The organism is Microvirga pakistanensis, from assembly GCF_004458765.1.
In the GTDB taxonomy this organism is placed as follows: Bacteria; Pseudomonadota; Alphaproteobacteria; order Rhizobiales; family Beijerinckiaceae; genus Microvirga; species Microvirga pakistanensis.
Genome location: NZ_SPJX01000156.1, coordinates 103721 through 122762 on the forward strand (window position 1 = coordinate 103721; position 19042 = coordinate 122762).

Sequence of the window (19042 nt, forward strand, 5' to 3'; positions counted from 1 at the left end):
GGAACATGCGCAATGGCTGATGTGGTTCTCAAAAACGTCCGGAAGTCCTTCGGCAGGGCTCAGGTGATCCACGGCGTCGACCTCGACATCGCGGACGGCGAGTTCGTGGTCTTCGTGGGCCCTTCGGGCTGCGGAAAATCCACCCTGCTGCGCCTGATCGCGGGTCTCGAGGACGTCACCTCCGGCGATCTGTTCATCGGCGGAGAGCGGGTGAACGACCGTGCGCCCGCCAAGCGCGGCATCGCCATGGTGTTCCAGTCCTATGCGCTCTACCCGCACATGAACGTCTACGACAACATGGCTTTCGGACTGGAGCTGGCGAAGTCCTCCAGATCCGCGATCGACGCCAAGGTGCGCGAGGCGGCGCGCATGCTGCAGATCGAGAGCCTGCTCGACCGCAAGCCGCGCGAGCTGTCCGGCGGCCAGCGCCAGCGCGTCGCCATCGGCCGCGCCATCGTGCGAGATCCGAAGGTCTTTCTCTTCGACGAGCCCCTGTCGAACCTCGACGCCGCCCTGCGTGTGCAGACCCGAATCGAGATCGCCAAGCTCCACGCGGACACCCGCGCCACCATGATCTATGTGACGCACGATCAGGTGGAGGCGATGACCCTCGCGGACCGGATCGTGGTGCTGAACGCGGGACGCGTCGAGCAGGTGGGCACGCCCCTCGAACTCTATCATCGCCCGGCCAATCTCTTTGTCGCGGGCTTTCTTGGCTCGCCGCAGATGAACTTCATCCCCTGCGCGGTCTCGCGGACCGATGCGGACGGGGTGCAGGTGCAATTGCCGAACGGCGGCACGGTCACGGTGCCCGTCTCGCCGGCAGGGGTGCGCGCGGGCGAGACGGTGACGCTCGGCATCCGCCCAGACCATGTGAAGGTCTTGGACCAGGGCGCCCTCGCCGGGCGGATCGCGCTCGTGGAGGAACTGGGCGAGAGCCACCTGCTCCATGTGGATATCGGCCGGGAGCGCCCCCTGACGGTCCGCGAGCCGGGGGATTCGCGCCACGAGGCCGGGCAGGAGATCGGCCTGTCCCTCGACGGGGCGTTCTGTCACCTGTTCCGGGAATCCGGGGGGGCCCTGCCCCTGCTCGCCCCCGCCGGTTCACCCACGGGCCGTCCCGCCGCCCGAGCCATCAACGCCGCCTGATCTCGACGCGAGGCGACTTCCTCTATAGTGGCTATCGTGCGACACCAGAGCATCGTGCGGACCCAGAGGGCCACGTCAGTGAAAAGTGGATCCGGTTTTCCGCACGAACGATGCTCTCAACCTAAGAAGAAGCATCGGATTGATCCCAAAAGTGCAAGTCCACCTTCGGGTCGGATGCTGTAGCATGAGGAGGCGCCCATGGTCTCGAACGACGACGAGCTGATCGCCTTCGTCGAATCCCTGAGCCCCCGGGCGCGCCTCATGGGCGTCGATCTCGGCACGAAGACCATCGGCCTTGCCCTCTCCGACGTGGAAAAGCGGATCGCAACGCCGCTCGAAACCCTCAAGCGGGTGAAGTTCACCCCGGACGCGCAGCAGATCAAGGCGCTGGCGGAGCGTTACGAGGTCGGCGGGCTCGTGTTCGGTCTTCCTCTCAACATGGATGGCTCGGAGGGCCCCCGTTCCCAGGCGACCCGCGCCTTCGTGCGCAACCTCAAGCCCCTCCTCCCGCTTCCGGTGCTGTTCTGGGACGAGCGCATGTCCACCATGGTCGTCACCCGCACGCTCCTCGACGCAGACGCCTCTCGCGCCAAGCGCGCCGACGCCGTGGACAAGATGGCCGCCGCCTACATCCTGCAGGGCGCGCTCGACCGCTACGAGCGGATCGCGGCGGATGCGGAAGCCGCGCAGGACGAGGCCGAGTACCGCTCCCGCATCGGTCTCGACGAGCCCCCGGAGGGCGGCTCGCTGGACGATTGAGCCCCAGCGAACGTCAACCGGCGCCGCGTCATCCCGACGCCGCGGCATCGGCGCGATGCCGGATCCGCTGGATGGAGAGCTCGTAGTACTCGTCGAGGCCGAATGTCTTGCCGAGTTCCCGACAGAGGAGGATCAATTCGAGGGCTCGCGGCCAGTCGCCACGGCGATAGGCCGCCAGCATGGCGCCGTTTCGCTCGACCAGCTCCGCGAAGTCGGGGCTTCGAAGCACATCGGCATCGCCCAGGATCGTGAAGATCCGCTCTAGATCGCGCTTCCCCCTCACCTGGAGGTGGTCGATCTCGAGCACGGCGAAGCGCGCGCGGACGGCCTGGGCGGTTTTCTCGCCGACCAGAATGGAAACGCCGTACTGCTTCGTCAGCCCTTCCAGACGGGACGCCAGGTTCACCGTGTCGCCCAGCACCGAATAGTTGAAGTGGAGATCGGATCCGAAGTTGCCGACGACGCAGCGACCGGTATTCACCCCGATCCCGATCCTCAGCGGCAAAGCCTCCTGACCGTCGCCCATGTCCTTCTGTCGCTGCTCGTTGAGCGCCGTGAGACTGTCGAGCATCGCCAACGCCGCCTCGCATGCGTTCACCTCGTGATCGGGGTCGGCGAGCGGAGCGTTCCAGAAGGCCATGATCGCGTCGCCCATGTATTTGTCGATCGTGCCGCGGCGCTTCATGATGTCCCGTGTCAGCGGGGTGAAGAGCCGATTGATGAGCGCCGTGAGCCCCTGCGGATCATCCTTGTAGAGTTCGGAAATGGCCGTGAAGCCTCGCACGTCCGAGAAGAGGACCGTCAGCTCGCGCTGTTCGCCGCCGAGGGTCAGCTTCTCCGGCGATTGCGCCAGCTGTTCGACCAGGTCGGGAGAAAGGTACTGGCTGAAGGCCGATCTGATCCGGTAGCGATCGGCCGAAACGGTCATGTAGTTGGTCCACACGAGCACCGCATAAACCAGGAAACTCGACAGCAACGGGAAGGTGTAGTCGATGAGAAGACCGCGGCTTGTGAAACAGTACCACGACACCCCCAGTGTCACCCCGGCCGTGACGCCGCCGAGGACGAAGAGAGTTCCGGCATTCACCTTGGGCGCCTGGGCGATCAGCAGCACGCTCATCAGCGCCGCGAGCGCAAGCTCGATGAAGGCCGTGTAGCTCGGCCGGCTCAAGGTCGAGCCCGCGAGAGCACTCTCCAGAAGCTGCGCATGCAGTTCCACCCCCGGCAGCGCCGGGTGGACAGGAGTGACCTTGAGATCGAGAAGACCGGCGGCCGAGGTCCCGATGAGCACCATTTTCCCCGCCAGGGCATCGGCCGGCACTCTGCCGCGCAAAAGATCGATTGCGGAAATATACCGGTCCAGATCAGGAGGTGCGTAATGAACCCAGACCCGGCCCTTGCCGTCCGTCGGGATCTCGAATTCGCCGACCCCGACGCCTCGGACGCCGCTTTGATCCGTCTTGACGAGAATGGCTTCCGACCCGGTCGCGACCCTCAGCATCTCCAGGGAGAGCGACGGAACGATGGTTCCGTCGGCCACTGCCACGACCGGGATGCGGCGAACGACACCGTCCCGGTCGGGAGCCACCGAGAACATGCCATGGCCTCGCGCGGCTTCGTCGAGAACGGCGAGGTTGCGCAGCAGGTGCGGAAACTCGAACAGGAAGAGGCGCGGATCCGGCCCGAGGGTGGCAATTCCCGTCTGGATCCCTGCCTGCGCGGTGGGCAAAGCGCCCGAGACGCGATACCCCGAACGTCCGAGAACCACCGCGGAGGATCGGATGGTCTCGGCAAAGATGGTGTCGTTGCTCGGCAGGTGCCGGAGCTTCTCCCGTGTCGCGTCGTCCAAGCCCTGGAAGGCCTCGGCTGCGACCTCCGGTGAGCTGCGATCGGGCTCCGGAAAAAGCACGTCGAACCCGATGACCGTTCCGCCCGCTTCGACGATCCTCGTCACCATCTCGGCCATGATCGTGCGTGGCCATGGCCATTGTCCCAGATCCCGCAGACTCCGCTCGTCGATATCGATGACCGCCACGTGGTCCTGGCGCTCGGCACGCGGGTAGATGAGCTGATAGATGTCGAGCGACTTCAGACGAACGGTCTCGATAGGCCCCGGGTCCAGGATCCGGAGCGCCAGCAGGCAGACGAGAAGCAGGAGACCGACGATCCGGCCGGTTCCGAAGCGCCGGGTCCTATTGAGAATCGCCGTCATGAGGGTCGTTCCATGGGAGCAGGGTCTCGTGATCGAGCTGGGCCGCCCTGAAAGCGGCCGGATCGCAGCCGCATGGTCTGCCGGCTGACGCCCTCATGGAGCGGACCGAAGCGACGGCTGTCGGAGCATGTTCCCTCACAGGATGCTATCCGTGGAGCGGGGCAGAGCGCCTGCGATCGTCAGCTCGGTCGCAAGCACCTCACCGCTTTCGAACGTGACCGTCGCCGACACGGTGTTCTGATCGCCTGCGCGCCGTCCCAAGCCGCCGACCGATGCGTCGAGAACCCATCCTCCTGACGTAAGAGCGAGATCCTCTGGACCGATCTCGCCGATCTCTCGACCGTTCACGAACACGTCGACATCGGCGATCGTCCCGCGTGGCAGTGGCGATCCCAGGATCGAGACGTCGATCTGGTCCGGCGACGTCAGCCGAGAGGCTCCACCCGTGTTGTCGATCTCGTTCAGTCCTGACACATCCGAATTCCCGCCGACGCCAAGCGCGGTGATCTTCGCTCCGTAGCGGTCCTCCAAGATTGCGGTCTCGGCATCGACCGAGCCCTGCCCCCTCCCGTCCGAGAGGAAATACAGGAAGTTGGCCTCGCCTCCCTGGTCGAGACCCTCCAGGCGCTGATTGGCCGCCCTCAAGGCATTCGCGAAGTTCGTCGCGCCCCCGGCATCGAGGCCCCTGAGATAAGTCGCGATGGCCCCGTTGCCGGCCTGCCCCAGGTTGAAGGTTGCAGCATTCACGCCGCTCTGATTATTGCCGCCGGAGCTGGCTGGATCGGCGCTCCCGTTGAAGGGTATGACCGTCACCGTGACATCCGCGGAAGAGAAGCCGAGGCTCCTCACCCGCTCGGTGAGCGCAATCAGACCGGCGATCTCCGCATCGAGAACGGTATTCGCGCGGCCATCCCCGTTGAGATCGCCGACGGGTGTTCCCTCGAACCCGTCCAAGGTGCTTCCCGAGATGTCGATCAGATAGAGGATGTTCATCTGCGGCTGCAGGATCGGGCCGAGGCCGATGGTCAATTCCAGATCCGCCGTCGCAGAGGTCGTAGCCCTCGGCGCATCGACCGAAAGCGACACGGCCTGACGATTGAACGCGAGGATGTCGCTGTCGTACGCGACTTGACGGGGCGACGAGAACGCTCCCTCTCCACGGACCTGCAGGCTCACGGTTGCCGTATCGGTTCCTCCGTTGCCGTCGGCCACCGTATAGGTGAACGTGACCGTTGCCGTCTCACCGGCACTGAGGGCCTCGAAGCCGCTGCCCGGATCGAAGACGAGGCGACCCGTTGCATCCAGACTGACGGAACCCTCGCTCGGATCGGTCCAGCGAACCAGCCGGAGGGAATCGCCATCGATGTCGCGATCGTTGGAGAGAACGGCAAGGACCGTTCGTCCGCTCTCGTCAACCGCGCCCATGCGATCGTTCCTTGCGACGGGGGCATCGTTGCGGCCGTCGATGATCCAGCTCACCGAGGTCGGTACTGTGATGCCGTTGTCGAACACCAAGCTGTAATTGACGGTCACCGTCTCCGTTTCGCCGACTCCCAGATGCTGGTAGGCCGGATCCGCAGGGTCCAGGCGAAAGCTCCGGGTGTTTTCGAGATACGTCACCCCGGGGGGTAACGATGAGGGCACGACCACACGGGAGAGAGTTCTCCCGGCTGATGGATCGAAAGCCGCCAGGGCGCTGAGTTGGGCAACGGATCCATCCTCCACCGCGCTGCCCTCAGCCGGCGCCGGCACCGCGACGGGGGAAGGAGGAATCGCATTAGGGACAACGCTGCGCATCCAGGTCGGAAGCACCAACGCGAAGTCCAAAGGATCGGGCGGATCGACGGGCTGGGAGAAGTTCACAGGGACGATGAGAGCATCGTCGGGATCGCTGCTGCCTCCCCTCTGCCGAAGCTCGGTGGAGAAGAACCGAAACAACTCCCTGACGATGTCGTTTTCGCTCCGGATCTCGTCATTCGTCTTGGCGATTTGCGTCACCTGCGGATCGGACCCGGACACCGGCGTCAGGAGGGTCGCGATGCGGGCGTCCGATACCGATGCGATCACGCGGGATGGATCGTTCTTGGCCAGAAGAACGATTGAACCGACGCGTCCGTCCGGTTCGGTGAGCAGGGAAACCCGCGTGGTTCCGCTGGCTGCGGCGATCTCCGTCTGAACGGCCGTTCCCCTGATGGCCATCGTCGCGACCGGCGTGTCGATCTTGAGATCTCCGGTCTTGGCGATGCGTCCCGCCACGAACCCGATGACGCCCTGAACGAGCGTCAGGAGCGCGGAATTCGCACTGGAATCCGCAGAATAGACCATGTCGTTCAGCACCATTCGGGCGCTCGACGATAGGCTGAAGACCGTTCCGTCGTTGAATTTGATCGTCAGCGCCGAATTGGGCCCGGTCTGCACGACGTCGCCCTTCGCGACGACATCGCCAAGCCGCAGCGTGATCGCGACGCCGTTCCGCAGGACGGTGACCGATCCTGACGCTTTCTCGACACGGCCGATCGGAGCCAGAACTGCCGCCGCGCCGCCCGCCTGCGCGTACTGGCCTGCTGCATCCGGACCTGCCAACGCCTCGACGGTCGCGCCGGTCAGGCTTGCCCCTTCCGGCGTCGTGATGCCGAGACGCCTTTCGCCCTTGAAGTATCCCGAGATGACGGCATCCGTCTCGGGTCCTGTGAGCAGAAGGTCGGCTCCTGACCTTCGGAAACCAGCGTTGAACAGCAGATCCTTGTCGGGGAACAGGATTGCGGCGTCCGGGTCAGCCGCACTCCTCGACGCCTCGGCAGCGTCGATCTGAATGTGATGAACACTGGCGCCGTCCCCGGATCGGTACACAGCAACCCCCTTTGGGCTCCTGCGAGCATAATCCTTTCGCCAGTTCTTTCCTAATAGAACGAAGTCCTAGGCACGGAAGACTCTCCCGCTCGCAGCCCTCACGAACGGGCTGCGGGTCAGTTTGGGACATGCCCGATGTCCCGCATGAACGCCGCTCCGAAAACAAACGGGATGAGCAGGATGCCGTCTTCGTCAGCCTGGACGATCTAGCCCTTGGCCCTGACCGCGCCCGTCGGGGCGACAGGGCATGCGATCACGAACTCGGAATGCAACGACGTGATCTCGGTCCCACTCACGAGCCTGCATTCTCTCAGATCCGCGCGCGTGGCCATGTACTCCACAACGGCTTCCTCGTGCCTCACACCGGTGACCCCAACGCTCGGCTGGATTCCATTGTACCTCTCGCAAAAGGATTGGCGGGCCTCCGAGAGTTCGTACGCTCTCACGAGGATTCGCGATGTCCCGGGCTTACGATACACCTGATACCCGCCGCCGCATCGGGTGCTCACGTTCGTGTAGGCCACGCCCCAGTATTCATGCAATGAACCCTGTGCCGAGGGCGACGCGCAGGCGGACAGGGACAGGATGAGCGCAACGGCTGGGAATAAAGCTCGGCCGACCATCGATTCCTCGCTGACGAACGGAAGGAGCATTATCACCTACCAGCAACTGTCGAGCTTGTCTCGCCAGCGGGTGGAGAAAGCAGCGCATCTTCGAGCGAGAACCGCCGTGCCTGGGTGGGCTGCGCCTTAACACTAATACTTTTTAACAAACAAGTTGGGCATTTTCTGCGTTGATCGGGCGCTGCCCGATCATTAATCTCCCATCACAAGAAAAAAGGCCGCCGTTGCCAGCGACCCGAAGGTTAGGGAGGAAACGCCCAAGAAGGGCGGCAGCAGGGCGACATCCATCGCTGTGCTGCAATGCAAAAAGTAACGATTGCCCCCATACGAGGCAATGTCGAAAGGGCAGCTTGGCTGCCTATTTTTTTGTCTGTGGCATGTGAGTCACACAAAGAGCGAGCTCGGTCGCGGCGCTCCTCCCCTGTTTGCCGATCGTCAGCGCCTCTCCAAACATTCGAGCTGCTCATGGGCTCCGTCAGCTCCGGTCTTCGAACCACGACAGTTTGAATCGGCCTGCAATGACCTTGGCGGTGTTCGCGCAATGCCGAAGGCGGATTCGTTGTGCCAGGAAACCTACGAAGGATGCATTCAAAGATCGCGGCGGCAAAGATCGCGTCCGCCAGAGGCGGAGAGCACCGCGCCACCAGGTCGAACGGCGCCCGAGTCTCGACGAAGCTCGGCCGAGGCACACGAGAAGATGTCTTGTCTGCGGATGTCGGACGAAGAGCCAACGGATGATGTTTCGTGGAGGTCGATCGCAGCCCATGGGCGCCGGCAACGTTAGGTGTAAAATGCTTCCGGTGGGTGAAACCGAGGCCGTGACGAAGGCCCTTGACCATGAACGCAAAAGCCCCTATCTGAACGCCACCACGGACGTGGATTGAAAAAACCTTCGCCCCGGATTGAAAAATCATCCTAAAAAGGCAAGTAATTTCAATGGCTTCGGTGGGGGATAGTTTAATGGTAGAACAGCGGACTCTGACTCCGTTAGTCTTGGTTCGAATCCAGGTCCCCCAGCCACTCTAAAGCTCTACAAAATAGAGCAAAATTCGGTTCGCGGTTAGATCCGCCAGATCCCTGAATCCGTCCGTTTACATCTCGGTTTACACTTCAGGTTCGAACCCTGTTCTGAAGCACCTGGAACCTTCGACTTGTCGTTCCCATTGCCAAATGGGGCAGTGATGATCGAGCGGCTCAGCGATTAGCCATGGGTGATCGTCCGCATCGATTGCCCCCTCTGCCCCCACCGCAAGGGCCAGTATCGCTTGGCTCGATTTGCCGAAAAGTTTGGAGCCGTCATTCTGCGTTGCGAGTCGATCGACAGGATTGCCCTCGATTGCCAGAGGAAGTCACCTCCTTGGGAGCGACCTCCGGACCAGCATGATCCCAGGTGCAAGGCCCGGTTCACGGATCTGGAGGCGACCAGTCGCCCTCCCCCGGCCCTTCCGCCGATGCTGGGGCGGCTGATGGTCATTCAGGGTGGGAAAGACTGAGACCGAACCGGCCGATTCTCAGTCATGGGTAAGGCACGGAAAGGAACCTCCCCTGCCCTCGAGCGATAACTTGGACTCCGTGCCCTTCTGGCTGCGAGAACAGCCATGCCCGACGACCTTGACGAGACCTTACAGCAGTTGCGTCATCGCATAGCTACCGAGGGTCTGCCCAAACTCTCGCCCGAGGCATTGCGATCGCTCAAGCGGGAGGATTGGCATGGTCCCAAGCTCGTGCAGCCCCCTCCTCCTGGAAAGGCATTGAGTCTGTCGGAGGAAGCCCGGCGTCTGTTCCTCAAGAAAGTCGATCCAGAGTGGCCATGGCGACGATGATCGTATTCGGGATGCTCCCGTAAAATTAGTTTAGCCGGTCATCTGTCGAGGATCTGCCTCTAAGTGGGGAGGGATCAGACCTCTGCCGCTAGGATGTGGACTGTCGTTCCGTGATGTGACGCGGCCCTGTCGCCAGCCAAGCAGCAAAGGATCGGGGCCTTCTGGGCGAACGCTCACAAAAGCTGCTTTAGGTACCCAACCCGGCTAACACTAGGAATAGAGCCGCCTTCGCGACCGAAGGATACGGATGCCGGATGGCCATCTAGCGATGATCCGGATCAGCAGATTGGTCAGCAAGCCTCTTGATCTCAAAGATCGCGGCGATCACGAAAGCCGAGATCACGAGGAACGTCAGGATGGTCAAAAGAGAGCCTTCCCGGACGCCCGAGTTCATCCCAACCACCAGGATCAGCGCGAGGGCCGGAAGCCCAAGCGTGATCGCTCCAAGGATGAGTATTGGGCTGGCTGGCACATCAGAGGCATGGGTCGTCTGCGCGGGATACCGGTCGATCCCTTGCTCCCGGACTTTGACCTGCGCCGTGGCGTTTCTGAGACGACGTGGAGCAGTCTGGATATATGTGACCCACTCTTCGATGGTGCGTGGCTTCATTCAGATGGTCCTCTTGAAAACTGACAAAGTGATTCTGACTGGCCAAGCTGCACGAGCAATGCGGCACAACGGCGACCACCTTACTCAACAAATGCAAACTGCGACCGGTCTGATGACCATAAGCGACGCAGCCGCTCTCCTCCGGACATTCCGCTGATGCTGCGGAAGATCACGGTCGTCCTGGGTGGAAAGAGGTGATCCTTTTGAGATAATGCTCGGCGATTCTCTGCGCGTCATAATCAGCGCACGCAGACGGGGTAAACAGAATGACCAGCGGGCACGCCGACCCCATTTCGATCCGCAGGCTGACCCATGATGACGCTGAAACCTACCGGACCTTCGCTCTACAGACGCTTCAGGATACCCCGTCAGCTTTCGTCGTGACCCATGATGAATATTGGTCCAAACCCATTGAATGGATCAAGGAGCGGATCTCATCGCCCCAGCAACCCCACAACTTCGTCCTTGGGGCGTTCGATCAAGCATCCTCTGAGATGGCCGGGGCGGTCGGTCTCGATGTGCTGCCGCGTGCCCAGGAGCGCCACAAAGCAATTCTGTACGGGATGGCGGTCTCAACCTCGGCTCGTGGTCGCGGCATCGGCGGAACCCTGGTCGAACAAACCCTTGCCGAGGCAGCACGCATTCAGGGAGTTCGGCAAGTCCTGCTCATGTACTCCGAGGGGAATACGGCTGCGCAACGGCTTTATCGCTCATGCGGCTTCGTTGAGTTCGGACGGGAGCCTCGCGCCATGCTGATGGTGGATGGTCGGGTGGTGAACAAGGTCCACATGATCCGGATGCTCGATGGCTGAGGTGGTCGATCCGCGTTGAAGGGCAGCGCCTAGCCTATGCTCCAAGACGGCATGAGTGACAGAATCGATCCCAGCGACGGTCATCAGGTGGAGAGGCTATGAGCTTGAATCCGACTTGTTCCTACTTGGAGGCGCGATGTTGCTCGAACTGAACAAAGAGCAGATAGGTGTTCTCAGGCGAGCCTTGGAGGCGAGGGTGCGGGATATGCACCTGCGCCTCGGAAGCGACCCTGGTGATGAGGGCTTCCGGCGCGAAGCCGCACTCGCGGCACAGCTTCTTCGGCAGGTGGAAGCCCTGGAACGGCGGGCAGGTTACCGCGCATGGGACATCGGTAGGATCGAGTCTCTGCCGGAAGAGGACGAGACCTAAGGGCCGCAGCCGTGGGACTGGTTTCCTCGCGCCGTGCTATCTAAGCTGGTCTGCCTCCGAGAGCCGTTCTCTCGATCACCCCCTAACTCCGCGCTTCATAGAACGGATTACGCGTGGATGGAGTGTTCCTCGACAAGTGTTCCAATCAGGCGCAGCAGTTCCTGCTGTTCCGGACCCTCACCGCGACCGAGAAAGCTCGCAATCTCCTCGTGCTCCACCTGCCCTCCGGAAGCCACGTTCCCTTCGTGGCGGATGAAGATAGCCCCTGAAGGATCGCTGATCAGATACCAGCGATCACCGCTTGGGCTCTCATAGAGCTTGCGCGCCTTCTTCATGCAGACCCTCCCGTCGACTCGACACAGCTCGTCTTGTAACAGTTCCTCTCGACCTCATCTTCGGGCTGCTCGCGTCGTGCGAGCCGCTCCACAAGCTCTGCCAGTCGCGCAGGAAGAGCACTCTCAACCTGACCGTATGTCACGCGTAGCCGCTCCCCAAGCCGCTGAAGGTCACAAGAGCCCAGCGCTTGGTTCGGTGCAGGGCCCGAAGGACGAGGAAACGCAACTGTTGGGGCGTCGGCTGGCAGCAGGGCTTGTTGCATTGAGAGACTCTCGCTGGCGGCACGACGTGCCGGAAAATGCCCCGATGTCCTCGCCCCATTCCAGGGTCTCCGTGTGCAATGCAGCGAGGTAATGTGGCAAATGTACGGAAGACGTTAGCTTCCCGAAGCCATACCATCACCTGCGCTCCTCGCACCAAGTGGCAGAACAGAAGGTGACTGTGATGGCTCGTTACGAAAACACCCCCACCGTAGTGGTCGTGCTGGTGCCGCTGTGCGGTGGCTTGTTGATGATCCGACGCGCCCTTCCCGGTGAGGGTCAGGGCAAACTCGCGCTGCCGGGAGGTTACCAGATGCTTGGTCAGACTTGGCAGGAAGCTGGGGCGCAAGAGGTGTTGGAGGAAACGGGCGTGAGAATCGCCCCCGAAACACTGCGGATCGTAGCAGTGGAGACCACACCAGATCGGCGGCAGAACCTCCTCTTCTGCCAAAGCTGTCCGATCATGCACGAGGAGCCGTTTTTCCATGACGCCGAGGTCTCGGAAGTGCTTGTTGTTCACGAGCCGGTCGAAACAGCCTTTCCACTGCATACGCGGGTAGTGCAGGAGTTCTTCAGACAAGGGCTGTGACGATCGAATAACTTCAGGTCGGGTGACCTTCGGTATCCTCAATTCCTGGCGACTGTTCGACGGGTATCTGCTGATCCGGCACCCTCGCGCTGTTGGTTGAGTCGTGCTTTCCGTCCTGGTGAGCCGGGTTGCCGGTTCCGTCCTCTTGCACACCGCTACGTCGGCTGCTGTTGACGCTCAGGTTCTCCAGACCCGCATCTTGGTTGGGCTGCTTTGGTCCTGCCATGGATGCCTCCAAGCCTCACATCGTCTAGAAGAACGATGATCCTCGTTCGCAGTTCATAGAGATCTCCCTCTGACCAGAGTTTTTGCAACACAGGCACGGGTTTCAGCTTGTCGTAGACCCATTCCGAACGAGGGTATCCGCCGCTCGCGCGAGTTGCTGAGTGCGTCACGCGCCAACCTGTCCAGGTTCGATCTTCCCTGACGGACTCAATCGAATGAGATCTGTGGTCCTGGGTGTGGTATCATGCGCCTAGCGGAGGACGCCGCCATGCCGAGCCCTCTCATCCGCAAGCTGGAGAACTTCACCAAGCTCTCTGACGACGACAAGCTCGCCTTAGACAAGGCCACCCGTCAGGTCCGTGTCTATCCTGCACGCGAGGACATCATCTGCGAGGGCGACTGCCCAGAAGCCGTGATCCTGCTGATCGAAGGCTGGGCCTGCCGCTGCAAGACCCTGGAGGATGGGCGGCGGCAGATCATGGCCTACTTTGTGCCCGGTGATCTGTGCGACATCAACGTGTTCATCCTGCGCCAGATGGATCACTCCATCTCGACCCTCACCCCGGCCACCATCGCCCTGATCCCGCGCGACACCATGCTCGACCTGATGGCGCAGCATCCCCGCATCACCCAAGCGCTGTGGTGGTCTACCCTGGTGGATGAGGCAACTTTGCGAGCCTGGGTGGTCAACCTTGGCCAGCGCAGCGCCTATGAGCGCGCGGCTCATCTCCTGTGCGAGTTGTTCTACCGACTGCGAGCCGTGGGGCTGACCAACGGCAAATCCTGCATCCTGCCCATCACGCAGGGTGAGTTGGGCGACACACTCGGGCTCACCATCGTCCATACCAACCGCATGCTCCAGGATCTGCGGCGCGACAGTCTTGTTGAACTCAGGGGCAGGCATCTCACCATTCTTGATCTGGATGCTTTGCAGAAGGTGGCAATGTTTAGCCCTGGCTACTTGCACTTGGAGCATGAGGGCGAGGCACTCGATGCCAACCAGCGGCAGCAGACGTAAGGTCGCAAGCCGTAAGGTTACTGGTGCATCCTTCACCCACTCTCAGACCGACGCATGCAGAGGTGGGGCTCACGGAGTACACGCCTTCTCTCAGAAGCAGATGTGATCTATCCCGTACAGATCGCGGGTAATGTTCGGCCCAGCACCGCTCTGCCGCAGCAACCCGGAACGGTCTTTAGCCACCGCAGCCTCGTCATAGCCTTCGACAACCAGCACCCAATCGGCCACCGCATCCTGGCCTGCCCGAAGGGCTGTTTCGCGGGTTGGCGTCCTGCTTCGGTCCTGATCTGCAATCAGGAGATGCGCGGCACAGATGCCCTGTTGGTGCGCAAGCGACTGCGCTTCGCTCGTCAATACACCGCACAAATGTGGCTCGCATCCGGGCTCAGGAGAGAACCGGGTGGTTTGAAGACAGCAACCCGCACCCGATCCGCTCGATGCTGCAACGCGACAAAGGCTCCGGTTCATGTTCCGCAGCGCAGGCATAACTTGCTGGGTCCACTCCGAGGGATGGTTCAGGTGTTCCAGATAGGTCTGGGATGCAAAGACATCGGGCTTAAGGACTGTGTACAAGACAAGAAACTGAGGCCCAGAGCCGACAACGGAGTACCGGCGACCTTGGAGAAAACCAGGGATCGCGAGCCGCTCCTTCATATGTTCATGGGAGTGCCAGTCGAGGTACTCGGCCTCGCGGCCCTTCTCGACATCGTGCCATGCGATCAGCGCTCCGGACCCTGCCCAACCCATTGGCACCTCCCCGGCCAATCACTTCCGAACCGTCCGATCAGTGCGCCACTCCAAACCCTGCCTGCGCGGATTGAACCATGCCGACAATGGGATGCTTCTTATAGCCTCACGGGCCACGGTCATTCCGGTTCCAGACATGCACCAGCATCTTCCACTCATTCCCTGCCTTCTGGACCAAAGCCGTGCCTTTGCCCTGGAACTCCTGGGGTGATTGCCCCTTGGTCCGCCCGACTGTGGTGAAGATCACGTGCGCCCTGTCGTTGCCAAGCTGCTGGACATCGACGACGGTGACCTGTTTGAGTTCGGCGCGCTGCGCCTCGTCCTTCCAGAATCCTGCGATGCTGCTCTGCCCTTTCGCCATAGGTGCTTGAGGCGGGAGGATGGAAGCATCCTCTGCATAGAGTTTCAGAACCGCGTTGAGATCACCCTTAGCGTATGCCTCCACGAAATGATCAGCAATCTTCTGAAACTCGGCTTTATCTTGAGCGGATGCAGGTAACACAAGCAAACAGAACGCAACAACCAGCGCATTCTTACGCATTGTCGCCTCCTGATGTAAGAAGAAAGTATTTTACCTCATGCACGATGAGTTGGCAAAGCATCCGACCAGCGGTTTGTAATCCCATCAGTTAAAGCCTCGCAGATAATCTTTCGTTTATGTCTTCGAAGACGACTGGACACCTCGCCCAACCCGCCGCCGAATACGATCCGGAGCAGCATGGATGATGAACGAATAGACGGTTCGCACCTCAATCTTCAGCCGCTGATACAGGCATCGGTGGTCACTCCGGCCATGAAGTCGTGAGGAAAGTCTTCAAAAGTCCGGTGAATCTGACTTTTCTCTGCACCGGAATTTCTGTTTTTCGTAATATAGTTGCGATTACGCTTAGGTACCTACCCTGCTGCTTGTGAAATGAAGAAATGAACAGGGAAGCTGCCGATAGCCACAACATCTGGTTCCTCAACACCTATGTCACCATCCGCGTCTCGGAACGGGACAGTCCAGATGGTATCTCGGTCCTTGAGCGCCGAGCCTCACAGGGGAACTCACCAGCCTGCACATCCACCATGACGAGGATAAAATCTTTCACGTGATCGAAGATGTGGTGCGGTACCGGATCGGAGATCAGGAGCGCTGCGCGCCTCCGGGAGAGACGCTTCTGCCCCCCAAAGGCATTCCCCACACCTACCAGGTTGAGTCGGCTGAGGCTCGCAGGCTCACCATCACCCGAGGCGAGTTCGAGAACTCCATTCGCGCTTTCGGACGCCCTTCCGAACGGGATGGGCTCCCCGGTCCGCTTGGCCCTCCCACCCCGGAACAGGCTGAAGTTCTGGCCCATGCGTGTCAGCAGTTTGAATAGAGCTTGCCGGCCCGCCCTTAACGTAGCTGTGCCCAGATCAGGACTGGACGCCTTACCCGGTCCATATCAGAATCGGATCTGGAACAGCACCGAGGCTCCCATGGATCGCAGGGCCACAAGGTCGAGCGGCGGCTGCCAGCCATCTTCGCGGCTGACGCCACAGGCTTCCTACCTGCACTAAAACCTCATCGCATCGATCAGATCGACTTATCTCCTCCGATCTGAACAGCATCTGCTATCTTCGGCGGACAGGTTTTCCAACACGGGAGCCGAGCCATGCTGGTGGAGACGCACTACGCTAAGAGCGGTGATCTCCGGATCGCCTATCAGGTGGTCGGCAAGGGTCCGCTCGATCTGGTCCTTGTTCCAGGCTTCATCTCCAATCTTGATCTCTACTGGGATGAGCCGACCGTAGCCCACTTCCTTACCCGCCTAAGTTCATTCAGTCGCCTGATCCTGTTCGACAAGCGGGGGACCGGTCTCTCGGACCGCCTTGGAGCCCTGCCGACTCTCGAAGAGCGCATGGACGATGTTCGAGCCGTCATGGATGCGGTAGAGAGCAAGCGCGCCGCGCTCTTCGGTATGTCCGAGGGAGGTGCAATGAGCATGCTCTTTGCCGCCACCTACCCGGATCGGACCCAAGCGCTCATCCTGTATGGGACCTATGCCCACTTCCACACTTGGGTGCTGCCGCCCGACCAGTTCGAGCAGTCCCTGGAGAACATTGCGCAATCGTGGGGAAAGGGCGCGAGTTTGAGCACCTTCGCGCCAAGCAAAGCCACCGATGGCCGCTTCAAGCAGTGGTGGGCTCGATTTGAACGGTTGAGCGCCAGCCCCTCGGCAGCCATCATGCTCACGCGGATGAATAGCCAGATTGATGTTCGGCATGTCCTGCCCGCGATCCGTGTTCCGACCCTGGTACTCCATCGTTCAGGGGATACACGGGTCCGTGTTGAAGGCGGGCGATACCTTGCCGACAACATACCTGGAGCCAAATACGTCGAGTTCCCAGGCCCTGATCACCTCACATGGGCCGGTAACATGGATGAATTGGCTGACGAGATTGAGGAGTTCCTCACCGGCACCCATGGCGAGGTTGAACCCGACCGCGTGCTTGCCACAGTAATGTTCACCGATCTGGTGGACTCGACAAGGCGGGCCGAGGAGATAGGCGACCGGCGCTGGCGTATCCTCCTCGACGAGCATGATCAGATCGTTCGACGCGAGATCGACCGCTTTCGCGGACGAGAGGTGAAAACGCTCGGCGACGGATTTCTGGCGACCTTTGATGGTCCTGCACGAGCCGTCCGATGCGCCACCACGATCATAGCGGCCCTGCGGGTGCTGAACTTGGATGTCCGATGCGGCATCCACACGGGTGAGATCGAAATGAAGGGCGAGGACATCGGTGGTATCGCGGTCCACATTGCAGCCCGTATCGCCGCGCTGGCCGAGGGCGGTCAGGTGCTGGTGTCGCGAACCGTGCGCGATTTAGTAGCCGGGTCCAATCTCCGGCTGGAGGACCGTGGCACCAATATTCTCAAGGGCTTGAGCGAGCCCATGCCACTATTCTCCGTCGCAAGCAGTCAGGAAACGTGAGCCGGCCTCCCGCACCTGCTGATTCTCGTGTTAGCGCATGATCCTGAGCAGATCCTCGACACATACTGCCGAGTTGTGGACCACGATGGATACCATCTCAGGATCGTGGCCAGCGTGGCAACATTGACCTTCCCGATGCCAGACTGGGCTAGGACAATGGACCGAGCGCAGGTTGGAAATGACCTTTCCAGAACTGGAAACCGGCAAGGGTGGTCGGCTCCAGATCGAACTCGAATCGGTGATGAAGAGTGTCGAACTCCTCGGAGGTAGCACAGACAATGCCGGTCACCGTCGAAGTTTCCGTCTCCCGTGAGGCTCAAAGGGCAGAGCCTTTCATACTTCAGCGTCTCTAGCCACAGCCGCCGTCCATAACCCTAAGATCAAGTCCGGATCGGTGATCCTGAAGAGATCCTCCTTTGTCATTCCCATAGTGATGCCATACTGGAGCATCTTCTCCCGGTCTGCCTCGAACGTGCCTTGATCAGCCCACTCGGGTCGAGCATCGATCAAGGCATTCATCATTCGCCAAACCCGATGCGAGTGCGATTGGCCGAACATTGTTGTCCTTCCGGTGTCCCGTTTCTGCGTGTTTCTCCGGATGCCAGAGAAAGCCGAACAGATGATGAACGGGCACACGGCGCTCGCCTGGACCTTCCGTCGATGATGCGTAAGCTCAGGATCATCTAGCGCGGGAAAAGAGGAATGAGCGCCGAGGACCAGCGCTCATTCACCAGCGGATCTGCCACGTTCGCCCAGAAGAGTCGGGCCGCACTGTCGCAATCCTCCTATTGTCTGATCCGGTTCGCCGCTTCTCGCCATGCGGCTTTCCGGCGTTTTTCAAGGAAAAGATGTTCATCGTACTGAAAGGCAACGGGATCAAGGAAAGCAGCCAGTTCGGCAATTCGCCCGTTCAGGTCATTGTGTTTTTGCACTCGACGGAACCTCGCAATGTTGGCGGACCAACGAGAATCCTGGATGGATGTTCCTGCTTGCGAATTTAGGACTCTTCTGGTTGTTACTAGGAAAATTACCACGTTGAGCCGGGTCAATGAGCAACTGGGTTGCCTTAAAAGCCAAGCTGAAACGCTCTTGGGCCGCTCCCGTTAATTGAGCACAGGATCGCTGTGAGCGATTGGCTCATACGGAGGTGCTGCCATGCGTGTAGACCTGAAGTGTGCTTTTGTTGCCGCTGCCCTGGTTTTCCCAGCTCTTGCCGTTGCTGAAACTGGGGGCGCAGCAGCAGGTGCCGTAGCCGGTGGTGCGGCTGGTGCCGTTGTTGGAGGTCCGGTTGGGGCAGCCGTTGGCGCGGGTGTCGGCGGTGCGGCTGGGGATGCAGCCTCGGGACCGGACCAAAAGAACATCACGATCGAGCATCGGGATGTTGGTACAACCGGAACGACCGGCTGCTCGACTACAACCCAACAAAAGACCGACAATGTCACGGGTAGTACAACGACGAAGCAGCAGACCAACTGCTAAGGTCTGTCGTGTCAAGCGGCGCCGCTATTGCGCCACCTGCCCCACCGGGACGTTCGGTGGGGTGGTGAGTTTCATGCCGCTGCGGCTTACTTCTTCTTGAGAGTGTCTTTGAGACTGCCCGTGGCGTTTTGAGTCTTCCCCTTGGCTTAATCTATCTTGCCTTCACTGTTGCAACTTGGTGTCGCCTCTCAGGCCACTAGCGTCCTGATTTCATCTTGCC

The 19042-nt window shown here is 60.8% G+C and carries 17 protein-coding genes and 1 tRNA gene; 10 read left to right on the top strand and 8 right to left on the bottom strand.

Features of this window, described 5'->3' with window-relative positions:
- Nucleotides 1-12: 12 nt before the first annotated feature.
- Complete coding sequence (locus E4K09_RS05210) at nucleotides 13-1149, top strand: ABC transporter ATP-binding protein (protein ID WP_134495698.1); 1137 nt, start codon at nucleotides 13-15, stop codon at nucleotides 1147-1149.
- A gap of 198 nt (nucleotides 1150-1347) precedes the next feature.
- Complete coding sequence (gene ruvX / locus E4K09_RS05215; protein WP_134495699.1) at nucleotides 1348-1908, top strand: Holliday junction resolvase RuvX; 561 nt, start codon at nucleotides 1348-1350, stop codon at nucleotides 1906-1908.
- A gap of 28 nt (nucleotides 1909-1936) precedes the next feature.
- On the opposite strand, the gene E4K09_RS05220 is transcribed toward ruvX, so the two are convergent.
- The 3 genes from E4K09_RS05220 to E4K09_RS05230 form a co-directional block, all read right to left on the bottom strand.
- On the bottom strand, nucleotides 1937-4120 hold the full coding sequence (locus tag E4K09_RS05220) for a CHASE2 domain-containing protein (protein ID WP_134495700.1): 2184 nt from the start codon (nucleotides 4118-4120) through the stop codon (nucleotides 1937-1939).
- 135 nt (nucleotides 4121-4255) lie between these two features.
- On the bottom strand, nucleotides 4256-6970 hold the full coding sequence (locus E4K09_RS05225) for an Ig-like domain-containing protein (protein WP_134495701.1): 2715 nt from the start codon (nucleotides 6968-6970) through the stop codon (nucleotides 4256-4258).
- A gap of 206 nt (nucleotides 6971-7176) precedes the next feature.
- Nucleotides 7177-7593 carry a hypothetical protein gene (locus E4K09_RS05230; RefSeq protein ID WP_134495702.1) on the bottom strand — a complete coding sequence of 139 codons (417 nt, stop codon included), beginning with the start codon at nucleotides 7591-7593 and terminating at the stop codon, nucleotides 7177-7179.
- 946 nt (nucleotides 7594-8539) lie between these two features.
- Between E4K09_RS05230 and E4K09_RS05235 the strand changes: the two genes are divergently transcribed.
- A tRNA-Gln gene (locus E4K09_RS05235) sits at nucleotides 8540-8613 on the top strand.
- A 578-nt stretch (nucleotides 8614-9191) separates the two neighbouring features.
- A complete protein-coding gene (locus tag E4K09_RS05245) occupies nucleotides 9192-9416 on the top strand; it encodes a hypothetical protein (protein WP_134495703.1) in 225 nt (74 codons plus the stop codon).
- A gap of 262 nt (nucleotides 9417-9678) precedes the next feature.
- Here E4K09_RS05245 and E4K09_RS05250 read toward each other — a convergent pair whose 3' ends face one another.
- On the bottom strand, nucleotides 9679-10026 hold the full coding sequence (locus E4K09_RS05250) for a hypothetical protein (RefSeq protein WP_134495704.1): 348 nt from the start codon (nucleotides 10024-10026) through the stop codon (nucleotides 9679-9681).
- Nucleotides 10027-10292: 266 nt separating this feature from the next.
- Between E4K09_RS05250 and E4K09_RS05255 the strand changes: the two genes are divergently transcribed.
- Nucleotides 10293-10838: a GNAT family N-acetyltransferase gene (locus E4K09_RS05255; RefSeq protein WP_134495705.1), complete on the top strand. Its 546-nt coding sequence runs from the start codon at nucleotides 10293-10295 to the stop codon at nucleotides 10836-10838.
- 55 nt (nucleotides 10839-10893) lie between these two features.
- The gene (locus tag E4K09_RS05260; protein WP_134495706.1) at nucleotides 10894-11208 is read left to right on the top strand and encodes a hypothetical protein; all 315 of its coding nucleotides are present in this window, start codon (nucleotides 10894-10896) and stop codon (nucleotides 11206-11208) included.
- A 107-nt stretch (nucleotides 11209-11315) separates the two neighbouring features.
- Here E4K09_RS05260 and E4K09_RS05265 read toward each other — a convergent pair whose 3' ends face one another.
- A complete protein-coding gene (locus E4K09_RS05265) occupies nucleotides 11316-11543 on the bottom strand; it encodes a hypothetical protein (RefSeq protein WP_134495707.1) in 228 nt (75 codons plus the stop codon).
- A gap of 445 nt (nucleotides 11544-11988) precedes the next feature.
- Between E4K09_RS05265 and E4K09_RS05270 the strand changes: the two genes are divergently transcribed.
- Entirely contained in the window at nucleotides 11989-12393 is a 405-nt protein-coding gene (locus tag E4K09_RS05270) for an NUDIX domain-containing protein (protein WP_134495708.1), read from the top strand.
- Between the two features lie 493 nt (nucleotides 12394-12886).
- The gene (locus E4K09_RS05275; RefSeq protein WP_134495709.1) at nucleotides 12887-13636 is read left to right on the top strand and encodes a Crp/Fnr family transcriptional regulator; all 750 of its coding nucleotides are present in this window, start codon (nucleotides 12887-12889) and stop codon (nucleotides 13634-13636) included.
- Nucleotides 13637-13726: 90 nt separating this feature from the next.
- On the opposite strand, the gene E4K09_RS05280 is transcribed toward E4K09_RS05275, so the two are convergent.
- Both E4K09_RS05280 and E4K09_RS05285 read right to left on the bottom strand, forming a co-directional pair.
- A complete protein-coding gene (locus E4K09_RS05280) occupies nucleotides 13727-14383 on the bottom strand; it encodes a hypothetical protein (RefSeq protein ID WP_134495710.1) in 657 nt (218 codons plus the stop codon).
- A gap of 106 nt (nucleotides 14384-14489) precedes the next feature.
- Complete coding sequence (locus E4K09_RS05285) at nucleotides 14490-14924, bottom strand: YybH family protein (protein WP_134495711.1); 435 nt, start codon at nucleotides 14922-14924, stop codon at nucleotides 14490-14492.
- Between the two features lie 520 nt (nucleotides 14925-15444).
- On the opposite strand from E4K09_RS05285, the gene E4K09_RS05290 reads away from it, so the two are divergent.
- Both E4K09_RS05290 and E4K09_RS05295 read left to right on the top strand, forming a co-directional pair.
- On the top strand, nucleotides 15445-15744 hold the full coding sequence (locus tag E4K09_RS05290) for an AraC family ligand binding domain-containing protein (RefSeq protein WP_342211335.1): 300 nt from the start codon (nucleotides 15445-15447) through the stop codon (nucleotides 15742-15744).
- A gap of 276 nt (nucleotides 15745-16020) precedes the next feature.
- A complete protein-coding gene (locus E4K09_RS05295; protein ID WP_134495713.1) occupies nucleotides 16021-17343 on the top strand; it encodes an adenylate/guanylate cyclase domain-containing protein in 1323 nt (440 codons plus the stop codon).
- A gap of 1137 nt (nucleotides 17344-18480) precedes the next feature.
- On the opposite strand, the gene E4K09_RS28830 is transcribed toward E4K09_RS05295, so the two are convergent.
- Nucleotides 18481-18717 (bottom strand): hypothetical protein, encoded by a 237-nt coding sequence (locus E4K09_RS28830; RefSeq protein ID WP_166802156.1) that lies wholly within the window; start codon nucleotides 18715-18717, stop codon nucleotides 18481-18483.
- Between the last annotated feature and the right edge of the window lie 325 nt (nucleotides 18718-19042).